Here is a 17,420-nt window from a genome sequence, read left to right as displayed (position 1 = left end):
GCATTTTGTCTTGTCGAAGAAGGTCAGCTCGGCGAAGGCGTCGTTGGAATGCTGCTCCCACTTCGTCTTGGGCACCTCGACCCACTTGCCCTTGCTGTCCTGCATCAGCACCCGGAAGTCGCGGTCGGTGTTGATCGGATTGGCCGTCTTGCCCGGGGTGCGGAAGTCGTGGACGACAAGCTTCTTGTCGGCGAGCTCGGGACTCGTCTTGCGCAGCCGCTCCAGCAGCAGCTGGTCGTGCGGCTTGTAGACTTCGTTGCGCAGCGTGTTGTTGAAGGCCTCCTGGGTCGATGCCGATCCGCTTTGCTTGAGCGCCCGCACCTGATGCGGGTTCTTCTGCACCTCCAGCACGTCGGTCAGCGAGGCGCGCATCCGGCCGGAACCGTCGACATGGACGCCCTGGTCCAGCGTGCCGAGATTCTTGCGCATCTTCTCGACCAGGTCGGCGGCGACCTGCGAGCGTCGGCTCGCTTGCGCCAGTAGATCCGTCGCGCCATCGGCAGCACCGGCGACCGCCTTCTTGCCGGCCCGCCAGGCCTCGCCGGCATAGCCGGCGCCGTAATGGATCACCTTGCCGAACAGGACGTCGGTCACCGCTGCCTTGACCCCCGCTGTCGCGATGTCGAGAACGCCGCCACCGGCACGGGCCGCGTCGCGCATCGCGAGCGAGCTGCCGACCGCCGAACTGGCCCAGCCCTTGGTCAGGATCGCATCGAGCGCCGCCGCGCCGGTCTGCAGCAGCGTGTCCTGCGCGGCGTCCTTGTAGGTATAGGTCGGGGTGTAGCCCTCGCGCATCTGGTTGCCGATCACGTCGGCGAGCGGGATCAGCTTCTCAAGACCCTTGCGGTAGTCCTTGTCGGCGGGCGTCGTCAGCAGCCGGTCGCTGAGTTCGTCGAACAGGCCGGAGCGGGATTCGTCGAGAAGCGCATCGACGCCCTCGCGGCCGTGCTGGTCGCCGAGCGCGCCCAGCAGTTCGTCGCGCGCCTTGAAGTAGGTGCGCATTTCCGCGCCTTTCTGACGGGTTGCGGCGATCTTGCGCTGGAGTTCGACGACATCCTCATCCGGCCGCTGCATGTCGGTAAGGTCCGACTTCGCCCTGTCGGCGAGCCAGGCCTGATTGGCCTTGTCCTGCTCATAGGTGTTGCGGCCGACGAAGCCGTGCGAGTAGTCGCTCCACACCTCGCCGCGCGCGTTGACGTCGCCGTCGCGCGGCAGCGGAGGCGGGGCAGGCGGCGTCTCGCTGACCGGCCGCACAAAACCGCCGCGCTCCGCCGAATAGATCTCGCCGCCCTCGTTGCGCGCGCCGTCGACCGGATCGAACGTCGCCACCCCACCCTTCTCACTATACTTCCAGCCCAGCGCCTCGTACTTGCGCTTCCACGCATCGAAGGGATCCTCCGGCACATGCCCGCGCAGCAGGCCGCTCCCGGCATCGAACGCGTCGCGACGACTGACGCCCGCCGTCCGCAGCATCAGCAGCGACGCAAGGGCTGCGAGGCTACCGGTGATGGCGATGGCGCCGCTGGTCTCGACCGCCGACCAGATATCATTGAAGTCGACCGGCTGCTGGCCGGAGTCAGCGGATTGATTGGGATCTGTCCGGCTCGCGTCCGGTTGGCCGGAGCGGGATGAATCGCGGCGCCCGCCGGATTGTTTTTCCACGTTGCTGATGCCGTAGCCCAGCGATTGATAGTAATTGCGCACCGCCGCATGCCATTGCAGGGCAACCGCGAGGAGCTCGGCGTCCGTCGGCAACGGCTGCACGATCACCGGCCTCGGCCGGCCGACCCCCCAATCCCTAACCGGGTGCCCGTTCAGGTAAATGTCAGAGTGAATTCGGCCTTCGACAATTGAATATTCAAACCGATTATAGCGATCGTTATCAGTACTATGCACCTTCAGGAGAATAACGATGTTGCCCTGCCTGAACACATTGCATTTGTATCGCTCATGTCTCTTGGCGAGTTCGATGCATTGCTCGGTGCTGGATTGGATCCCGGATTGTGCCCAATGATCGAACTCAAGAACTGACGGAAAGATCGCAACATCGATCGAGTTGTCGCTCTTGCTTCGACGAAGACTCTCGGGGTAGGGCTTGACGTAATGGCTGGGCTTGTCCCGGTTCATGTCCTGCTCGAGTACAAAACCGGGCGGCGCAAATTCGGGCGGAATCGGTTTGTAGCCGTAGTCCAGTGCAGCAGCCGTTTCGATCCGAAAGCTTCCGGCGAGCAGCGCCAGCAGCAGAAAAAATCCCCTTCTCCAGCCCATCGCGTTCACTCCGCGAAGCCGATGGTCTCGAGCACATGAGTAAAGATGTTGCTGCTGGCGGCGTAACGGGCTTGCGGCGCGCCGAAGGTGACGAAGTAGAAGACCTGGCCGGCGTCGATGATGGCGACGTCCTCGCGCAGAAGATCCGGCGAATCCGAGCCGGAAAACTGCATCGAGAACACGATGGCCGGCCGCAACGCGATCTGCGTAGTGCGCTCGCTGAGCAGGCGGTAGTTGTCGGCGCCTTCGGAGAGCCTGGTCTTGATGATCTTGGCCTCGCTCGCCAGCGTCGCTTTGGCGGCGCGGCGCTCGGCGCGGAAGGTGACATGGAGGACGTCCTCGCCGTCGGCCTCCAGTCCCTGGAAGTCGATCACGTTCGGCTCGGGCATGGCCGAGTTGGCCGAGGAGGACCACGCCCATTTCGCCGGCACTTCCGCCGATACGCCGGCCTTGCCGCCATAGCCGGGAAGGCGCATGCCCATCCCGATGGAATCGAAGCGCCGCCACAAGGGCTTGCCCGCATCGGGTGTCTTCGCTTCCGGCGCCTTCGCTTCGGGTTGTTTCGATGCGGCCTGCTTCGTCTCGGGCTTCGTTGCCACGGGCGATAGCGGCGAACCGGCCGCGTTCGCGGCCTTTTCGGGAATCGCGGGATCGACGCGGAAACTCTTGATGATGCGCGCGGCGATCGGCTCGAAAGCTCCGGCTGCCGTTTTCGGATAGGCGATTTCGAGCCGATGGATCATCGTCCCGCCCTCGCTCAGCACCACCCGGCGCACGATGGTGTCGGCCTCTTTGTTGGCCATGACCTGGTACCAGTCCGCGCCATCCTGTTTCACGGCCTCGGCATCGCCGATGTCCAGCACGTCCTCGGCCTGCAATTCCTCGACCGAGAAACTGAGGGCATTGGCGTGGCTGTAGATATGAAAGCGGGCGCCGGCCTTTTCAGCCGTGAAGTTCCGCCCGGCATTGTCGGGCGGCGGCGGCTGGATCGCGAACAGGTCGGCGGGATAGTCGATCATCACGCCATAGCGGGTGTTGGTATAGCCTTCCCACCGGCTCGCCTTGATCGCCATCGTGGCGGAGCCCGCCGGCGGCGTGGCCACGGTGGCGGGTGGAGTAGCGGGCGGCACGGCCTTAGGCGGCGCAGCGGCGGTCGACGACTTCGGCGGCGATGGCGGGGATTGCGGTCCAATCATGATCAGCACGGCTGCGAGAATTGCACCGCCGACCACGAGAGCCGCGACAAGGATGGCGCGCGACTTGCCGAAGTCCGACACCGGCGGCGCCGACGGCGTGGCCGGGGCAGCCTGCTTTGCCTCCACAGCGGCTGCCGGCGGGTTCGACTCGAGCACGGCGGCGCCGCATTTGGTGCAGAACTTCTGGTCGGCCGCCAGTTGGGCTCCGCACCCCGTGCAGAACGCGCTCATCGCCGTTCTCCCGAGGCCGGAATAGCTGCGCGCAGCAGCCGGCGGGCGCGGGCATATCGCGCCAGCAGCCCGAGGCTGTTGCCGACGGCGAGGCCCATGCCGAGAAACGAAACCAGCGCCACGGCGTAGGGTGTCTGCCCGCCCGCCAGCGTCGCGGCCTGCGTCATCAGCAGGGACAACGCCCAGACTGCCAGAAACCAGATGTTGCCGCGCGCCCGTATCGCTTCGCCGTCGATGAACAGCAGGTTGGTCAGCGACCAGCCGATCCCGACCATCGCACCGGCAGCGACGGCGAGCAGAATCGCCGCAGCGGACAGCGGAGCGCCGGCCAGCGCGAAGAAGATCCAGGTGCAGAGCACGCTGACGATCGCACCGATCGCCAGCGACCACGGCGACAGTTTTCGTGCCTTGCGGAAGGTCAGCAGCATGGTGACAATCGACAGCGCGAAAAGCGCCATGCCGATCAACCCGACGACGCGGAACAGCAATGCGCCCGAGGGATCGATGACCAGAAGTACGAACGCTGCGGCCAGTACCGCGACGGTGATGAGCAGCCAGCGCAGCCAACGTGAAGAAATCGATAGTGACACGCCGTGATCCTCCGGCCCTGAAATGACAGGAGCAAAACTAGATCGTGGCCAATACGCCGCCTTGTCCTAGGTCAAGGTGTTGAGCCCGCGCACCCTCGCCGACACGGCCGAAGCCGTTGGCCCCGACGGGGCCAGCAGTCAGTCATGGCTTCCACAGCTCGAAATATTGCGGGTCTTCGACCGGCATGAAGTCGGTGCCCGGCCATTCCTTGAGGTCGACGAGTTGCGGCGGCGCGCCGATCAAATAGCCCAGTTCGGAAATGGAATCGCTGGCGCAGAAGCCGTTGCCCCAACCCACCCGCCAGCCGTCGTGACGTTTGCGCATCCAGAATTGCGCGACGACACTGGCCAGATTCTGTTCGCAGGGCCCGATGGCCCGATCCCATTCCGCCTTGGCAATGGGAACACCGTTCGGGCGCTGCGGATGCACCACCACCCAGGCGAAGCCGGCGGCGACGCGCAGGCTGCTGACTTTGAACTCGACCGGTTTGCCGAATGCCTTTTCAAAAACCGGACGCAGGCCATCGAGGATCGCCCTGCGCTCCGGCGAGCCGGATGGCGGGGTTACGACATCCTTTTGCGCGATCCTGGGCGGCGCCGGCAGCGGAGGCGGATTGACGATCAACTCGAGTTGCTCGTTGGTCCACAAGTCGTCATTCGAGCAGGGTTCGAAACCGGGATCGCCGCGGTTCGCGAGCGCGGTCCACAATTTGTTGTCCGGGCTCCACTGGAAATAGATCTGCATCTCGATCGGCCGGTTGCGGCCGGGGCAGCGTTTCGCCGCCAGCGCCATCGCATCGCCGTCGACCGGCGCGACGCGGAATTGCAGCAGCGCCCGGCCCAACTCACCCCACACCACGCGCCGGTTCACGATCTCGTAGCGCTCCAGATCAAAGCGCTTGTCCTTGTTCCAGCCGTAGCCACCGAGCCAGGTCTCGATCAGCGCCCGGGAGGACGGATCGCGCTCGCTCGACCGCTGCGGCGGCTTGTTGGGCAGCACCACGATCTCGTGTGCCGAGCCGGCTTGCGCCAATCGCATCGCATTGGCTTGCACGGAGGGATGCCGCACCTCACCGGTACCGGTCCGCGCCGCCGCGGGCCAAGCCAGCGCCAGCAGCGCGGCAGCCATCGTAACCCCGATCGGCAGTCTCCGCGAGCGGATGGTCGGTTTGCGTTTCAGAGGCTCGTCGCCTTGCATGCGTGATTTCTAGCGCCGGCAGAACCATCGCCCTTGATCCTGATCAAGACCGCATTGTCCGAGATCAACGCCATGCCTGCCCGGTCGGTGGACAATTCCAGGGTTGAACGTGAGAGAGCCTGCCATGATGATCGAAGTAGCGGAAGTTCGTTCGATTTTTGCCGGAGTCTTGCTGGCAGCCGTGGCCGGAGCGACACCGTTGTGCACGCCGGCTTCCGCACAGGACCTGCGCGCCCATTGCGCCAGGGTCGGCAACGATGACCGCGTCCAACCCATGCCTGGCAATTTGATACCAAACGCGCGGCGGATGTTCGAACTCGCGGCAGAGACGCCGGACTCCTACGTTCAGGCCACCACTTCGATGCGCTGCGCCAGCGGAGCGGTCTGGCTCTGCAGCTACGGCGCGAACCTGGTGTGCGAAAAAGCCGACGTCAGCCGAAGTTCGGACGGGGCGGAACGGTTTTGCAGGCAGAACCCGGATTCGCCGGACGTTCCGATGAGCGCGACCGGCCACGCCACAATCTATGAATGGAAATGCGCTGGCCGAAAGGCGCGTATTGCCCGGCAATCTACCGAGGTCGACGCCCGCGGTTTCATCGCGGAGAACTGGAAGCAGCTGGAATAGTATCGCCATGCCGACGCATGGCACGACCTGACAGACGACTCCGTTCCGGCTGTTGCCTTCAGCGAACGGCGCCTCCATGCTGCCGTCCGGTTTCGTCGTCCCAAAAGGAATACTGAATGAACATCGATCTCACCGGAAAGCTCGCGCTGGTCACCGGCTCGACCCGCGGCATCGGGCTTGCCACCGCGACCGGGCTGGCGCAAATGGGCGCGGAAGTCATCGTCAACGGCCGCGAAACCGCCTCGGTCACTGATGCGATCGCGAAGGTCAAGCAGGCCGTACCGGCCGCCAGGACGCATGCGGCGGTGTTCGATCTCGGCCGAGCCGAGGGCTGCGCCGGGCTGGTGGCGCAATTTCCGCAAGTCGACATTCTCGTCAACAATCTCGGCATCTACGAGCCCAAGGCCTTTTTCGACATCGAGGACGACGACTGGACCAGAATGTTCGAAGTCAACGTCATGAGCGGGGTGCGGCTGACCCGGCACTATCTGAAGCGCATGCTCGAAGCCAAGGATTGGGGCCGCGTCGTGTTCGTGTCCAGCGAATCCGCGATCTTCATTCCGAAGGAGATGGTGCATTACGGCTTCTCGAAAGCCGCCCAGCTGACCATCGCGCGCGGCGCCGCCGAACAGACCAAGGCCACCAACATCACCGTCAATTCGGTATTGCCCGGCCCGACCTGGGTCGAGATGGCGCCGGTCCGGCTTGCCGCACGAGCCAAGGGTCTCGGCACGACGGCCGACGAACTCGCCGCCAAGACCTTCACCGAGCGCCGGCCGGCGTCGCTGCTGCAGCGCTATGCCACACCGGAAGAAGTGGCCAACCTGATCTGCTACGTCTGCTCCAAGGCTTCCAGCGCGACCAATGGCGCCGCCTTGCGCGTCGACGGCGGCATCGTCACCAACCCGTTCTGAGGATCAGGCTGTCGATCGCCGATGCGCCGGGCTCTCACCTCCCGCCGGAAACTCCTGTCAGGAGTCCACCCGTTATCCAGCCATGCAGATAGCCGGCACCTCTGGCCGCCGCGCCCTCAGGATCGTCATGGGTGGCCAACATCGAGCAAAGCACGCCGAACGGAATTCCGCCCGCCGCCTCGTCCCACATCATCGCTTCCTCGGCAGAAAGCTCGCGGAACAACGGTACCACGTCCTGGCGCCAGATCAGGAGGCGGCATGGCTCTGCCAGATCGACCGCATCCGGCGGGGTTTCGTCGTTCTTGAGCGCCCGCCAGACTGCGGATCCATTGGTCGCCAGGTCGAGCCTGATGGCGCTGGGGTGGGCCATGAATTTGAGATCGTGCCAGACCTCCGGAGCAAAGCCGGCCATATCGGCGACGGCAAGCGCCGGTGCATCCTGTGCGTCGAAGGCATCGTTGAGAGCCCTCTCGAGCGCGGCAAGATCGGACAGGATGGGATATTTGCTGTAGGGCGCCGCCTCTTTCAGAAACGCCGGCAGGGCTCGCGGAAACCAGCGCAGATTTGGATGCCGAGAGGGATTTGCCGCAACATAGGCATATGCCATCTCATCGAACATCTCGTCGCCGAGATAGATGTGCAGCAGTTCGTGGTCGTTTCTGACGGCCTCGACCAGCCGTGAACCATAAGCATGCCTGTAGACGCCAAACAGCACGTCACGCTTTTCCCGCGGGCTGTCGAGAATTCCAGCAAGAACCGAATCGTCGCCGGTCAGTATGCCGCGCTGAAATTCACTCTGTTGCCGCGCTAAGTCGCTCATCCCGTCTTCCTGCCCGGCGCCAGGACCTTCCCGGCTATCTCCCGGGTCCGGTTGACTTCGGCCATGAGTTCGTCGAGCGGCGGGATGTTGTCGTCGCGCTCGATCATGGTCGAGACCCGGCCGAAGCGCTTCAACGCCGCAGCGTAGAGATCCCAGACATCCTCGCACACCGGATGATCGTGGGTATCGATGATGTGGGTGCCCATATGGCTGTGGCCGGCCATGTGAAACTGAACCACCCGGTCCGCCGGAATACCGTCGAGGAAGCTGTGCGGATCGTAACCGTGGTTGAAAGCGCTGACATAGACGTTGTTGACGTCGAACAGCAGCCAGCACCCGGAGCGGCGGGAAAGCTCGCTCAGAAACTCCCATTCCGTCATTTCGGAATTGCTGAATTGCACGTAGGTCGAAACATTCTCGAGCACGATGGCACGGCCCAGATAATCCTGAACCAGCTGGACACGGCTGACGACGTGATCGAGTGCTTCGCTGGTGTAGGGTATCGGCAACAGATCGTGCAGGTTCTTGCCATGCACGCCGGTCCAGCACAGGTGGTCCGATATCCATTTCGGTTCGACCCGGCGCGCGAGATCGCGCAGGCCCCGCAGATACTCGAAATCGGGCGGCGCGGTCGAAGCGATCGACAGCGACACGCCGTGCATCACGACCGGATAGCGCTCGCGAATCCTATCCAGCATCCGGAGCGGCTGGCCACCCGGCAGCATGTAGTTCTCGCTGATGACCTCGAACCAGTCGATCGCCGGGTTTCCGCCGAGAATCTCGTCATAATGCTGGGCGCGCAGCCCGAGGCCAAAACCGAGGAACGCCGGCTTGCCCGTATCCATCCGGTGATCCGTCATCGACGGCGACGATTTGGCTGCAATGTTCATTGGGCCTCCGCTGGTGACCCGCCGGCGATGGACGCCGACCGTATTCTGTCATGAGTCCGGGATTCCACAATCGACGATGATCTTGGGGCCCGGCCGAAGCCGGGCCCTTCAACCATGCCGCCGAACCGTCAGCCAGCTACGAACTTGCCCTTTGCAGCGGCGCATTTATCCTTGGTCATCTCTGCGAACCCCTGCCCCTTGCAGGCATTCGCACCCTTGGCAGGCGATTGGCCGCCCTTGCAGGCGCTTTGGCCCTTACAGGCGTTGGCGCCAATGCATTTGCCTTCGCCGGCCGCGTAAGTCGCGGTCGACATGGTGACGCCCGCCAGGAACATGGTGGCGGCGACCGCAGCGATAGCGGCACCGGACTTCGAGCTGAGCTTCATGATGTTTTCCTCCAGACTTGAGTTGGCATTGAAACGGGGACACCATCGAGCCGAGCGGACTGGTCCGGCCTTCAAGGATCCCCTGAGCAACATCGTCGGTACGCGACGCCTTGATCGATCCCTCGTCGGTTGCCTGAGACAAGTTTCGAACGAGCGGGCCGGATAGTTACGCCTGCCCGGAAAATTTTTCCTGCCGATGCGGTCAGGCGACGATGCGCCGTTCGTCTTCCTGACCGGTCATCCGCAGCAGCAGCCGGTCGAGGGAAGCCGCCCCGGGCCCCGCGATCGCAAGCCAGAGGAAGGCAGCAAGGTAGGTGGCCTCCTCGAATCCCAGCAGCGTTTCGAGAGAATCCACGGCCTCCCATTTCGCCGATTTGATCGCGACGAGCATGACAATGGTCAGCATGGCTGCTGGAATCCGGGTGAACAATCCAAGGATCAGCATGGCGCCGCCGATGCACTCCACGCCGGAGACGAACGGAGTGAGAACCTCCGGAAACAGGATTCCCCATTCGGAAAAGTTCTGAATCATCTGGGGAAGATTGTTGAGCTTGGCCCAGCCGGTAAGCATGAATACGTAACCGACGACCAGCCGCATCACCAGCGGCCCGATCCAGAGGAAATGTGAAGCAATTTGCGCGGGCATAGCGACGAGCAGGAATACGATCGACTTCATGGCTTCCCCCTTGTGGCGGCACGTTCAGGATCGATTCATAGACGAGTGGTCAAAGTCGTCAGCCAGTCCGGCATGGCATTGGTCAGCGACGTTTCGACGATCTTGTCGAGGCCGGTGAGCACGAAGACGCCGACGAACGCAAATGCCGCGCCCATGACCGGTTTGGCGATGCGCGACGTCCTGGCCAGCAGATCCCGCCGGGCGAAGATTGCCTGCCTGGAACCATAGGCGAGCGCCAGGATGGGCGTAGCCGCTCCGAGTCCGAACACCGCCATCACGGCGGCCGCCTTGACCACCGTGTCGCCCTGGGCCGCAAGTCCGATCGCGGCTCCCAGCGTCGGGCCTGAACAGGGCGACCAGATCGCGCCCAGCAAGCCACCGAGTACGAATTGTCCTCCAAGTCCGGACGGCTGAATGCGATCGAGCAATGTCTGGCCGCCGGTTGCGACGGGGGCCGCGAGAGCCGCCAGTCTTCCCTGCAGGGCGGGAACGAGCAGCACCACGCCCATGGCCAGCATCAGCACCGCAATGGCGGATCTGAGCGTCGCGGGGTCGAGACCGATATTGAAACCGACCGAGGCGATCAGGGTGCCAAGCAAGGCGAACGAGGTCGCAAGGCCGGCAGCCAGGGCAACCGGTCCCCAGGCGTGCTTTTCAAGCACCCCGAAGAGGACGATCGGCAGCAATGGAAGCACGCATGGCGAGAGGGTCGATAACCCGCCCGCGGCATAGCTGAGCGCCAGATTGCCGAGTTCGGACACCCTCACAAGCCTTTCGAGACGAGGGCCTTGATGCTGGCGGGATTGGTGTCTCCCGTTGACCTGCCAACTTCGTTGGCACCCTTGAATACGATGAGGGTGCTCTGACTTTGGACCCGAAAGCGCTTCAGGACGTCCTTCGCGCTATCGAAATCCACCTCATAGACAATCAGGTTCGGCGTCGATTTTTCGATTTCCTGGACGATCGGTCGTTGCACCTTGCACGTCGGACACCAGGGCGCGGTCACATCGACGAGGATGGGCTTTCCGGCCGCTTGCGCTTGCTGGAACGCCTTCGTATCGAACGGTTGTCCGGCCTGGGCTGTCAGCGATGACCCGGCGAGGAAGGCTATTGCGATCAGTGTCTTTAGGGAATTCAATGACATGTTCGATGTATCTCCGAGGGATGTCTGGACGGTCGGCCAGAGAGTTTCGTTGCGGAGCCGGCGGAAGTTACGCGCGCCTGCAAAAATAGGACGGCGATACCCGAGTACCCGCTGACGTGGAACAACTTGATCTTTCGCGATACCCGGAGTTGTTACGCCGAGATGAAGCGGGATTCGAATTCGCCAGCCCTGGAATCGCTCATGCAGGCCGCACAGGCCGGCGATATGCGCGCCTACGAACGTCTTCTGAGGGAAATCACACCCAAATTGCGCCTGATCGTGCGAAGGCGGCGACAGTTTTTCACGACTGAGGAAGTCGAGGACCAGGTTCAGGAGATACTCTTGTCGATCCACGCGGTACGCGCGACGTACGATCCAAACCGTCCATTCATGCCTTGGCTGTCCACCATCGCCCATAACAGGCTGATCGACAGCGCGCGACGGTTCTACCGGGGAAAATCGAATGAGGTCCAGATGGACGAACTGCCCGTAACCTTTGCCGATGATTGGGCGAATATAGAGAACGAGGAATATCGCGACCCGGAAGAGTTGACGATCGCGATCAAGAGCCTGCCCGAAGGTCAGAGGAAGGCTATCGAAATGCTGAAGCTGCGCGAAATGTCACTCAAGGAGGCGGCAGCGGCAAGCGGAACCACGATAGGAGCGCTGAAGGTTTCGATTCATCGGGCGGTCTTGAACCTGCGGAAGGCTCTCAACAAAGAGTGATGGCCATGGACACCGACAGACTGATTGCGAGTTTGACCGAGCATGCGGATCCGGTTCAGCGGCTTCCATCGCCCTGGGTCCGGACTGCTCTATGGTTTGCGATGGCCGTCCCGTATGTCGCCGTCATCGTCATGATGATGGTTCCGCGCGATGACCTGGCCATCAAGTTCACGGATTTTCGTTATCTCGTCGAACAGATTGCCGCGCTTTGCACGGCAATCGGCGCCGCCGTTGCCGCCTTTCAATCGATCGTTCCCGGATACGACCGCCGATTTCTGTTGCTTCCACTGGTGCCGCTATCGGTTTGGCTGACGAGTGTCGGCGAAGGGTGTGTCGAGGCGTGGTTGCGCGGAGGCGCCCTTCAAGACTTCACCTCGGACTTCCTCTGCATTCCGGCCATTGCACTGGTCGGGACGCTGCCGGCCTTGGCGATGGCGCTCATGCTGCGAAAGGGAGCACCCCTTTGGCCGCATGCTTCGGCGGCGCTGGGAGGTCTGGCGGCGGCCGGACTCGGCAACTTCGGTCTTCGTCTCTTCCACGGTCAGGACGCAAGCCTGATGGTGCTGGTCTGGCAGGTGGGGACCGTTTTCATGCTGACGGTCCTCTGCGGCTGGGCCGGCCGGCTGCTACTGGATTGGCGGCCTGTGGTGGCGAGGGTTCGCCGCAAACTCGTAGCGCACTGACCCCACCGCAAGCGGGCGAAGTGAGATCCCGCGAACCGGTCCCAGCTTGCCGCCAACGTTATAATGCCTTCTCCAGACGCCCTTCCTCGATCGCATCGATCTGGAGCGCGATGAAGCGCGAATAGATCCGGCATTGCGAGAACGAGCCGCCGGTGAACCACAGCCCGGGCTGCCTGGTGCGAGTCCACATGTTGCGCAGTTCCTGGCTGTCGGCATCGAACCCCCAGATCGGTCCGACGCGCGCGGCGACTTCCGGGCCGAACAGCGAGCCCACGATGTGATCCTGGCCTTTGTAACCGGTCGCCAGCACCACGAGGTCCGCCGTTAATTTCGAGCCGTCGCCAAGCAGCAATCCATCGCTGACGAACTGCCTGATGTCATCAGCCTGGATCAGCCGGATCTTGCCGTCGGCGATCAGCTCGGAGCAGCCGACATTGAAATAATAGCCGCCGCCGCGGGTGCGAAATTTCAGCGGCCAGCCGGTGCCGTCTTCGCCGAATTCGAGCCGAAAGCCTGCCTGCTCCAGCCGCGCCAACAGCGGCGCGTCGAGTTCGCGGACCTCTTTGGTGATAAGCTTGTGCGATGCCTTGACCACTTCGAGCGGCACCGAGGCATTCAGGAGGTCCCTGATTTCGACCGGCGGCCCGTCGCCGAGATAGGTCTTGTCGTAGAGCTGCGCGCTCGGGTCGACATTGACGACCAGGGTCGGGCTGCGCTGGACCATGGTGACGTCGGCGCCGTTGGCCTGCAGCTCCTGGCAAATGTCATGCGCGCTGGTGCCGGTCCCCATCACGACGACGGATTTGCCGCGCCACTGCGCGCCGGCGGCAAACCCGCTGGAATGCAGCACCTTGCCGGCGAAATTTTCGATGGTGGCGATCTTCGGGATGTTGGGCGTGCCGCTGACGCTGGTCGCCATCACGATGTGTTTCGGGCGCAGCATGCGAACGCTGCCGTCGCCGCGCCGGATCCGCGCCATCCAGCTCTGCGCCGACTCGTTATATTCGGCGCCCTCGAACGCGGTGCCGGTCCAGAAGTTGACCTCCATGCTCTCGACATAGGCTTCGAGCCAGTTGGCGATCTTGTCCTTGGGGATGTAGTCCGGCCAGTTCGGCGGGAACGGCATGTAGCGCAGGTGATTGACCGGCGTCTTGTTATGCAGCTTGAGGCCGTGATAGCGCAGCCGCCAGTTGTCGCCGACGCGTTGCTGCCTGTCGATGACGAGCGTATCGAGGCCCAGCCGCTTCAGCTCGACCGCGGCGGAGATCCCGGCATGTCCGCCGCCGACCACCAGAACATCGGGCTCGCGCCCTTCGAAGGCGATTTCGGCCTGGCGTTCTTCGAGCCAGTTCTGTTTGGCGAAATCGCGGTTGTGCGAGGTGGGCTCGATATTGCCCGACTTGGCCGCGCCGATCTTCTCGATGTCGAGCACCGTCGACAGCGTCCAGGCCTTTGGTGGCGCACCGGGCGAAGGCAGCAGCCTGACAACGCCGACGGCAGGGCCATCAGCGGTATCGAACCGGAAAATCGCCTCGATCACTTCCTGCCCCGCGACCACGGCGCGGCGCGGCATGAGCAATTCGGTGTCGACCTCAAAACCGGCGGCGGCCACTGCGCGCGCACGCCGGCATAATTGATCGGCCAGTTTGCCGGCGCCGCTGACGGTCGCGATATCGAAGGAAATGCCGCACAGGTTCCGCCAGTGGCTGTCAGGCACAAACAGCGCACCCAGCGCCGCCGCGTCGCCGCCCGCCAGCGAACGGCTGAAGTCAGCGATCCATGATTTTGCCTCGGCTTCGGCCGATGTCCTGATTTTGTCCAGCATGCCTGGGTCCTCTGACCTTCTCCAAGCTACAGGTACGGCTCGGCGCGTTCAACCAGCCCTGCCAAAACGCGAAAGCCCGCTTGCTCAGTTCGATTTTGCATCGAAGTCACCCAGATATTCGGAGCCCGGCGCAACCCCCGTCAGTAGCAGGTGTTCGCGCGCCCGGGTGCAGGCGACGTAGAGCAGTCGCCGTTCGGTTTCGTAGATATCGTCCAGCTCCGCTTCATCAGCGGCGTCGGCGCCTTCTTCCTCGATGCCGGAACCGGCACGATCAGGCGGGACGGCCGGCGACCGGACCGCGGCGCGCCTTCGAGCGGCTGACCGTTGTCGTCGAGCGGATGATGCAATTCCGGCGCCCGATACGGCGAGTTCAGAATCGGCCGTTCGTAAAAGCTGCTCAAAATCCAGTTCCGCCCGGTAATTTCTTGCTTCCAAGACAAAGCGTTACGCTAAAGGCAGCCGCCGCGACATAGGCTGCGGCTGACACTCTAAGTTGAAGCTCGCAGATGAGCCACCGGGAAAACGGGCGACCGGCCACGTACTTTGGATTGAAACCCATCTCCAGCCGCCGTCTCCCTGGGCACAGCTGGCTGGGGCGGGAGGATTCGAACCTCCGCATGGGGGAATCAAAATCCCCTGCCTTACCACTTGGCGACGCCCCAAAAACCGGTCTGGAAGGCGGCGGGACGGGGCTCGCCGTGCATTCCTCTGGCAACGCCGGTCTATAGAGGGAGTTGAGCCATTTCAACCGCCTATCCGCCGAATTTCGGCCCGGACCCGAGCCGGCCTGCTTTGCCCGGTATATGGAGGAATCCGTCAGGTGAACCGGGTGAACTTCGGCCCAAATGGCGCGGTCGCGCCCTTTGCAACCCATCCGGTCTCGCCACGTATGAGTTGAGAGAACCGGGGTTTCGTGGGAAGACGGCAGCCCTCCGTTCCCGTCCCAAAGCGAGACGCTGCCATGACCTACCGCGCGCCTGTTAACGACATGCTGCTGGCCCTCAATCACGGCGCAGGCCTGCAGGCCGCGGTGAAAGCCGGCCATTACGGCGATTTCGACGGCGACATCGCCGCCGCCGTGCTGGAGGAAGCCGGAAAGTTCGCCTCGGACGTGCTGGCGCCGCTCAACCGGGTCGGTGACGAACACGGCATCAGGCTCGAGGACGACAAGGTCATCACCGCCCCCGGCTGGCCCGATGCGTACCAGCGCTGGATCGCGGCCGGCTGGAACGCGGTGTCGGGTCCGGAAGCGTTCGGCGGCCAGGGCCTGCCGCTGGCGATCAACGCCGCCTGCACCGAGATCTGGAGCGCGTCGAACATCGCCTTCGGGCTCTGCCCGCTGCTGACGCTGAGCGCGATCGAGGCGCTCGACGCCCATGGCAGCGACGAGCTGAAAAAAATCTATCTCGAAAAGATGGTGTCGGGCGAATGGACCGGCACCATGCAACTCACCGAGCCGCAGGCGGGTTCCGACGTCGGCGCGCTGCGCAGCCGCGCCGAGCGCGCGCCCGACGGCACCTACCGGATCAGGGGTACCAAGATCTTCATCACCTATGGCGATCACGACATGACCGACAACATCGTGCATTTCGTGCTGGCCCGATTGCCCGATGCCCCCGCGGGCACCAGGGGGATTTCGCTGTTCCTGATTCCGAAATTCATGGTCAATGCCGATGGCTCGCTCGGCGAGCGCAACGACATCCATCCCTCCGGCGTCGAGCACAAGCTCGGCATGCATGCCTCGCCGACCTGCACCATGACGATGGGCGATCACGGCGGCGCCATCGGCTACCTGATCGGCGAGGAAAACCGCGGCATGCACTGCATGTTCACGATGATGAACCAGGCCCGGCTCGGCGTCGGTCTCGAAGGCGTCGGGATCGCCGACCGCGCCTATCAGCAGGCGCTGGCGTTCGCGCAGGAGCGCCGCCAGGGCCGCGCCATCGGCAAGAAGGGCGATGGGATGGACCCCATCCTCGTGCATCCCGACGTCAAGCGGATGCTGATGCAGATGCGCGCGCTGACTGCCGCCGCGCGCACCATCTGCTACGCCACCGCTGTCGCGATGGATGTCGCCACGCGCGCCACCGACGCCAAGGTGCGCGCTGACGCCGCCACCCGCGGCGCGCTGCTGACGCCCATTGCAAAAGCGTTTTCCACCGACATCGGCAACGAGGTGTCGTCGCTCGGCGTCCAGATCCATGGCGGCATGGGATTCATCGAGGAGACCGGCGCCGCCCAGCATTACCGCGATGCCCGCATCACCGCGATCTATGAAGGCACCAACGGCATCCAGTCGATCGATCTCGTCACGCGCAAACTGGCCGCCAATGGCGGCGCGGCGGTCTGGGCCCTGCTCGACGAACTCTCCGGCATCGTGAAGAAGGTCGAAGCCTCCAACGATCCGGCGTTCGGCACCACGGGCGCGAAATTGCGCGACGCGCTGGGTTCGCTGGAGCGCACCAGCAAGTGGCTGCTGGAGCGCGTCACCTCGGCGCCGAACGAGGCACTGGCGGGCGCCACGCCGTATCTGCGGCTGTTCGGCTCGACGCTCGGCGGCTGCATGCTGGCCGGCGAGGCGCTGGCCGCCCGCGATCTCGGCGAAGGCGCCGGCGATCCCGCGCGCTATGTGACGCTGGCGCGGTTCTTTGCCGAGAACATCACGGTTCAGGCCGGCTCGCTGGAACGCACGGTGATGGACGGCGCCGAGGCGGTCAACGGCGCGGACGCGGTGTTGCTGGGGTAGCGGCGTCCACCGCCATACGCGTCGTCCCCGCGAACGCGGGGACCCATACGCCGCGGCCGTACGTTCACTCACGGTATCTGACGCCTTCTGCTTCAAGAAGCTGCGGTGGTTATGGGTCCCCGCGTTCGCGGGGACGACGAACTTCGGACATGGCACAACGATCCCGCGGCACGATTTGCCCGAGGTTTGCATATCATTGTCCCTCGAGAAGGAGGGAGCAGGGAATGCCGGATGCGCGCTGCACCCGCGATCTCGTGTGCGAAGTCGTGCAAAAAAAGCTGCACACGAGCATACAGGGCAGCGGAGAACATCCGACATTCCCTGCGCAATGGCTTTACGGCTTATACGTACTCTCCCCGGTGAGCTACGCTCTGTTGCCACCGTCGCCTGCGAACGGGTTCGCAAGCTTGGCGCCAGCCTTGCGGCGCCAGGACCACACGATTTCGCCGTACGCTTCGACACCGCTCGTCAACACGTCCTGAAGACCGCTCACGGAGTTACC

General features: G+C 63.6%; 17 protein-coding genes and 1 tRNA gene. 5 read left to right on the top strand and 13 right to left on the bottom strand.

Annotation, left to right across the window (positions count from 1 at the left end; genetic code table 11):
- The 4 genes from Q7U29_RS04835 to Q7U29_RS04820 all read right to left on the bottom strand — a co-directional run.
- Window positions 1-2,268: hypothetical protein (locus Q7U29_RS04835; protein ID WP_304739079.1), on the bottom strand; the 2,268-nt coding region annotated here is incomplete at its 3' end.
- A gap of 5 nt (window positions 2,269-2,273) precedes the next feature.
- Window positions 2,274-3,695, bottom strand: a complete 1,422-nt coding sequence (locus Q7U29_RS04830) for a zinc ribbon domain-containing protein (protein WP_304739077.1) — start codon at window positions 3,693-3,695, stop codon at window positions 2,274-2,276.
- A complete protein-coding gene (locus Q7U29_RS04825; RefSeq protein WP_304739075.1) occupies window positions 3,692-4,285 on the bottom strand; it encodes a hypothetical protein in 594 nt (197 codons plus the stop codon). The genes Q7U29_RS04830 and Q7U29_RS04825 overlap by 4 nt, the downstream gene beginning before the upstream one ends.
- A gap of 142 nt (window positions 4,286-4,427) precedes the next feature.
- Entirely contained in the window at window positions 4,428-5,414 is a 987-nt protein-coding gene (locus Q7U29_RS04820; RefSeq protein ID WP_304739073.1) for a hypothetical protein, read from the bottom strand.
- A 193-nt stretch (window positions 5,415-5,607) separates the two neighbouring features.
- Between Q7U29_RS04820 and Q7U29_RS04815 the strand changes: the two genes are divergently transcribed.
- Entirely contained in the window at window positions 5,608-6,108 is a 501-nt protein-coding gene (locus Q7U29_RS04815; RefSeq protein WP_304739071.1) for a hypothetical protein, read from the top strand.
- A gap of 116 nt (window positions 6,109-6,224) precedes the next feature.
- Window positions 6,225-7,022, top strand: coding sequence for an SDR family NAD(P)-dependent oxidoreductase (locus Q7U29_RS04810; RefSeq protein ID WP_304739069.1), 798 nt, complete (start codon window positions 6,225-6,227; stop codon window positions 7,020-7,022).
- Window positions 7,023-7,056: 34 nt separating this feature from the next.
- Here Q7U29_RS04810 and Q7U29_RS04805 read toward each other — a convergent pair whose 3' ends face one another.
- From Q7U29_RS04805 to Q7U29_RS04780, 6 genes are all read right to left on the bottom strand, one after another.
- Window positions 7,057-7,842: a DNA-binding domain-containing protein gene (locus Q7U29_RS04805; protein WP_304739067.1), complete on the bottom strand. Its 786-nt coding sequence runs from the start codon at window positions 7,840-7,842 to the stop codon at window positions 7,057-7,059.
- Window positions 7,839-8,732 (bottom strand): DUF692 domain-containing protein, encoded by an 894-nt coding sequence (locus Q7U29_RS04800; protein ID WP_304739065.1) that lies wholly within the window; start codon window positions 8,730-8,732, stop codon window positions 7,839-7,841. The genes Q7U29_RS04805 and Q7U29_RS04800 overlap by 4 nt, the downstream gene beginning before the upstream one ends.
- Window positions 8,733-8,860: 128 nt before the next feature.
- Window positions 8,861-9,118, bottom strand: coding sequence for a hypothetical protein (locus tag Q7U29_RS04795; RefSeq protein ID WP_304739063.1), 258 nt, complete (start codon window positions 9,116-9,118; stop codon window positions 8,861-8,863).
- 202 nt (window positions 9,119-9,320) lie between these two features.
- Window positions 9,321-9,794, bottom strand: a complete 474-nt coding sequence (locus tag Q7U29_RS04790; protein WP_304739061.1) for a DoxX family protein — start codon at window positions 9,792-9,794, stop codon at window positions 9,321-9,323.
- Between the two features lie 35 nt (window positions 9,795-9,829).
- Window positions 9,830-10,561 (bottom strand): cytochrome c biogenesis CcdA family protein, encoded by a 732-nt coding sequence (locus Q7U29_RS04785; RefSeq protein ID WP_304739059.1) that lies wholly within the window; start codon window positions 10,559-10,561, stop codon window positions 9,830-9,832.
- Window positions 10,558-10,938 (bottom strand): thioredoxin family protein, encoded by a 381-nt coding sequence (locus Q7U29_RS04780; protein ID WP_304739057.1) that lies wholly within the window; start codon window positions 10,936-10,938, stop codon window positions 10,558-10,560. The genes Q7U29_RS04785 and Q7U29_RS04780 overlap by 4 nt, the downstream gene beginning before the upstream one ends.
- 201 nt (window positions 10,939-11,139) lie before the next feature.
- On the opposite strand from Q7U29_RS04780, the gene Q7U29_RS04775 reads away from it, so the two are divergent.
- Both Q7U29_RS04775 and Q7U29_RS04770 read left to right on the top strand, forming a co-directional pair.
- The gene (locus tag Q7U29_RS04775; protein WP_304739055.1) at window positions 11,140-11,664 is read left to right on the top strand and encodes a sigma-70 family RNA polymerase sigma factor; all 525 of its coding nucleotides are present in this window, start codon (window positions 11,140-11,142) and stop codon (window positions 11,662-11,664) included.
- A 5-nt stretch (window positions 11,665-11,669) separates the two neighbouring features.
- Window positions 11,670-12,347, top strand: a complete 678-nt coding sequence (locus Q7U29_RS04770) for an NrsF family protein (protein ID WP_304739053.1) — start codon at window positions 11,670-11,672, stop codon at window positions 12,345-12,347.
- A 58-nt stretch (window positions 12,348-12,405) separates the two neighbouring features.
- Here Q7U29_RS04770 and Q7U29_RS04765 read toward each other — a convergent pair whose 3' ends face one another.
- The 3 genes from Q7U29_RS04765 to Q7U29_RS04755 form a co-directional block, all read right to left on the bottom strand.
- The gene (locus Q7U29_RS04765) at window positions 12,406-14,172 is read right to left on the bottom strand and encodes an NAD(P)/FAD-dependent oxidoreductase (protein ID WP_304739051.1); all 1,767 of its coding nucleotides are present in this window, start codon (window positions 14,170-14,172) and stop codon (window positions 12,406-12,408) included.
- Window positions 14,173-14,256: 84 nt separating this feature from the next.
- Window positions 14,257-14,607, bottom strand: coding sequence for a hypothetical protein (locus tag Q7U29_RS04760; protein ID WP_304739049.1), 351 nt, complete (start codon window positions 14,605-14,607; stop codon window positions 14,257-14,259).
- 152 nt (window positions 14,608-14,759) lie between these two features.
- Window positions 14,760-14,834: transfer RNA gene (locus tag Q7U29_RS04755), tRNA-Gln, on the bottom strand.
- A 299-nt stretch (window positions 14,835-15,133) separates the two neighbouring features.
- Between Q7U29_RS04755 and Q7U29_RS04750 the strand changes: the two genes are divergently transcribed.
- Window positions 15,134-16,918 (top strand): acyl-CoA dehydrogenase, encoded by a 1,785-nt coding sequence (locus Q7U29_RS04750; protein WP_304739047.1) that lies wholly within the window; start codon window positions 15,134-15,136, stop codon window positions 16,916-16,918.
- Window positions 16,919-17,420 lie beyond the last annotated feature (502 nt).

This window comes from Bradyrhizobium sp., from assembly GCF_030654605.1.
Lineage (GTDB): Bacteria > Pseudomonadota > Alphaproteobacteria > Rhizobiales > Xanthobacteraceae > Bradyrhizobium.
Note: the sequence above shows the minus strand (reverse complement) of the source record. Positions and strands in the feature narration are given on the sequence as shown.

What these genes read in the sequence shown, in the direction of transcription:
- Q7U29_RS04810 (WP_304739069.1), top strand. Translation starts at nt 6,225, where the DNA reads ATGAACATCGATCTCACCGGAAAGCTCGCGCTGGTCACCGGCTCGACC.
- Q7U29_RS04780 (WP_304739057.1), bottom strand. Translation starts at nt 10,938, where the DNA reads ATGTCATTGAATTCCCTAAAGACACTGATCGCAATAGCCTTCCTCGCC.
- Q7U29_RS04790 (WP_304739061.1), bottom strand. Translation starts at nt 9,794, where the DNA reads ATGAAGTCGATCGTATTCCTGCTCGTCGCTATGCCCGCGCAAATTGCT.
- Q7U29_RS04795 (WP_304739063.1), bottom strand. Translation starts at nt 9,118, where the DNA reads ATGAAGCTCAGCTCGAAGTCCGGTGCCGCTATCGCTGCGGTCGCCGCC.
- Q7U29_RS04820 (WP_304739073.1), bottom strand. Translation starts at nt 5,414, where the DNA reads ATGGCTGCCGCGCTGCTGGCGCTGGCTTGGCCCGCGGCGGCGCGGACC.
- Q7U29_RS04765 (WP_304739051.1), bottom strand. Translation starts at nt 14,172, where the DNA reads ATGCTGGACAAAATCAGGACATCGGCCGAAGCCGAGGCAAAATCATGG.
- Q7U29_RS04750 (WP_304739047.1), top strand. Translation starts at nt 15,134, where the DNA reads ATGACCTACCGCGCGCCTGTTAACGACATGCTGCTGGCCCTCAATCAC.
- Q7U29_RS04805 (WP_304739067.1), bottom strand. Translation starts at nt 7,842, where the DNA reads ATGAGCGACTTAGCGCGGCAACAGAGTGAATTTCAGCGCGGCATACTG.
- Q7U29_RS04815 (WP_304739071.1), top strand. Translation starts at nt 5,608, where the DNA reads ATGATGATCGAAGTAGCGGAAGTTCGTTCGATTTTTGCCGGAGTCTTG.
- Q7U29_RS04775 (WP_304739055.1), top strand. Translation starts at nt 11,140, where the DNA reads ATGCAGGCCGCACAGGCCGGCGATATGCGCGCCTACGAACGTCTTCTG.
- Q7U29_RS04770 (WP_304739053.1), top strand. Translation starts at nt 11,670, where the DNA reads ATGGACACCGACAGACTGATTGCGAGTTTGACCGAGCATGCGGATCCG.
- Q7U29_RS04800 (WP_304739065.1), bottom strand. Translation starts at nt 8,732, where the DNA reads ATGAACATTGCAGCCAAATCGTCGCCGTCGATGACGGATCACCGGATG.
- Q7U29_RS04830 (WP_304739077.1), bottom strand. Translation starts at nt 3,695, where the DNA reads ATGAGCGCGTTCTGCACGGGGTGCGGAGCCCAACTGGCGGCCGACCAG.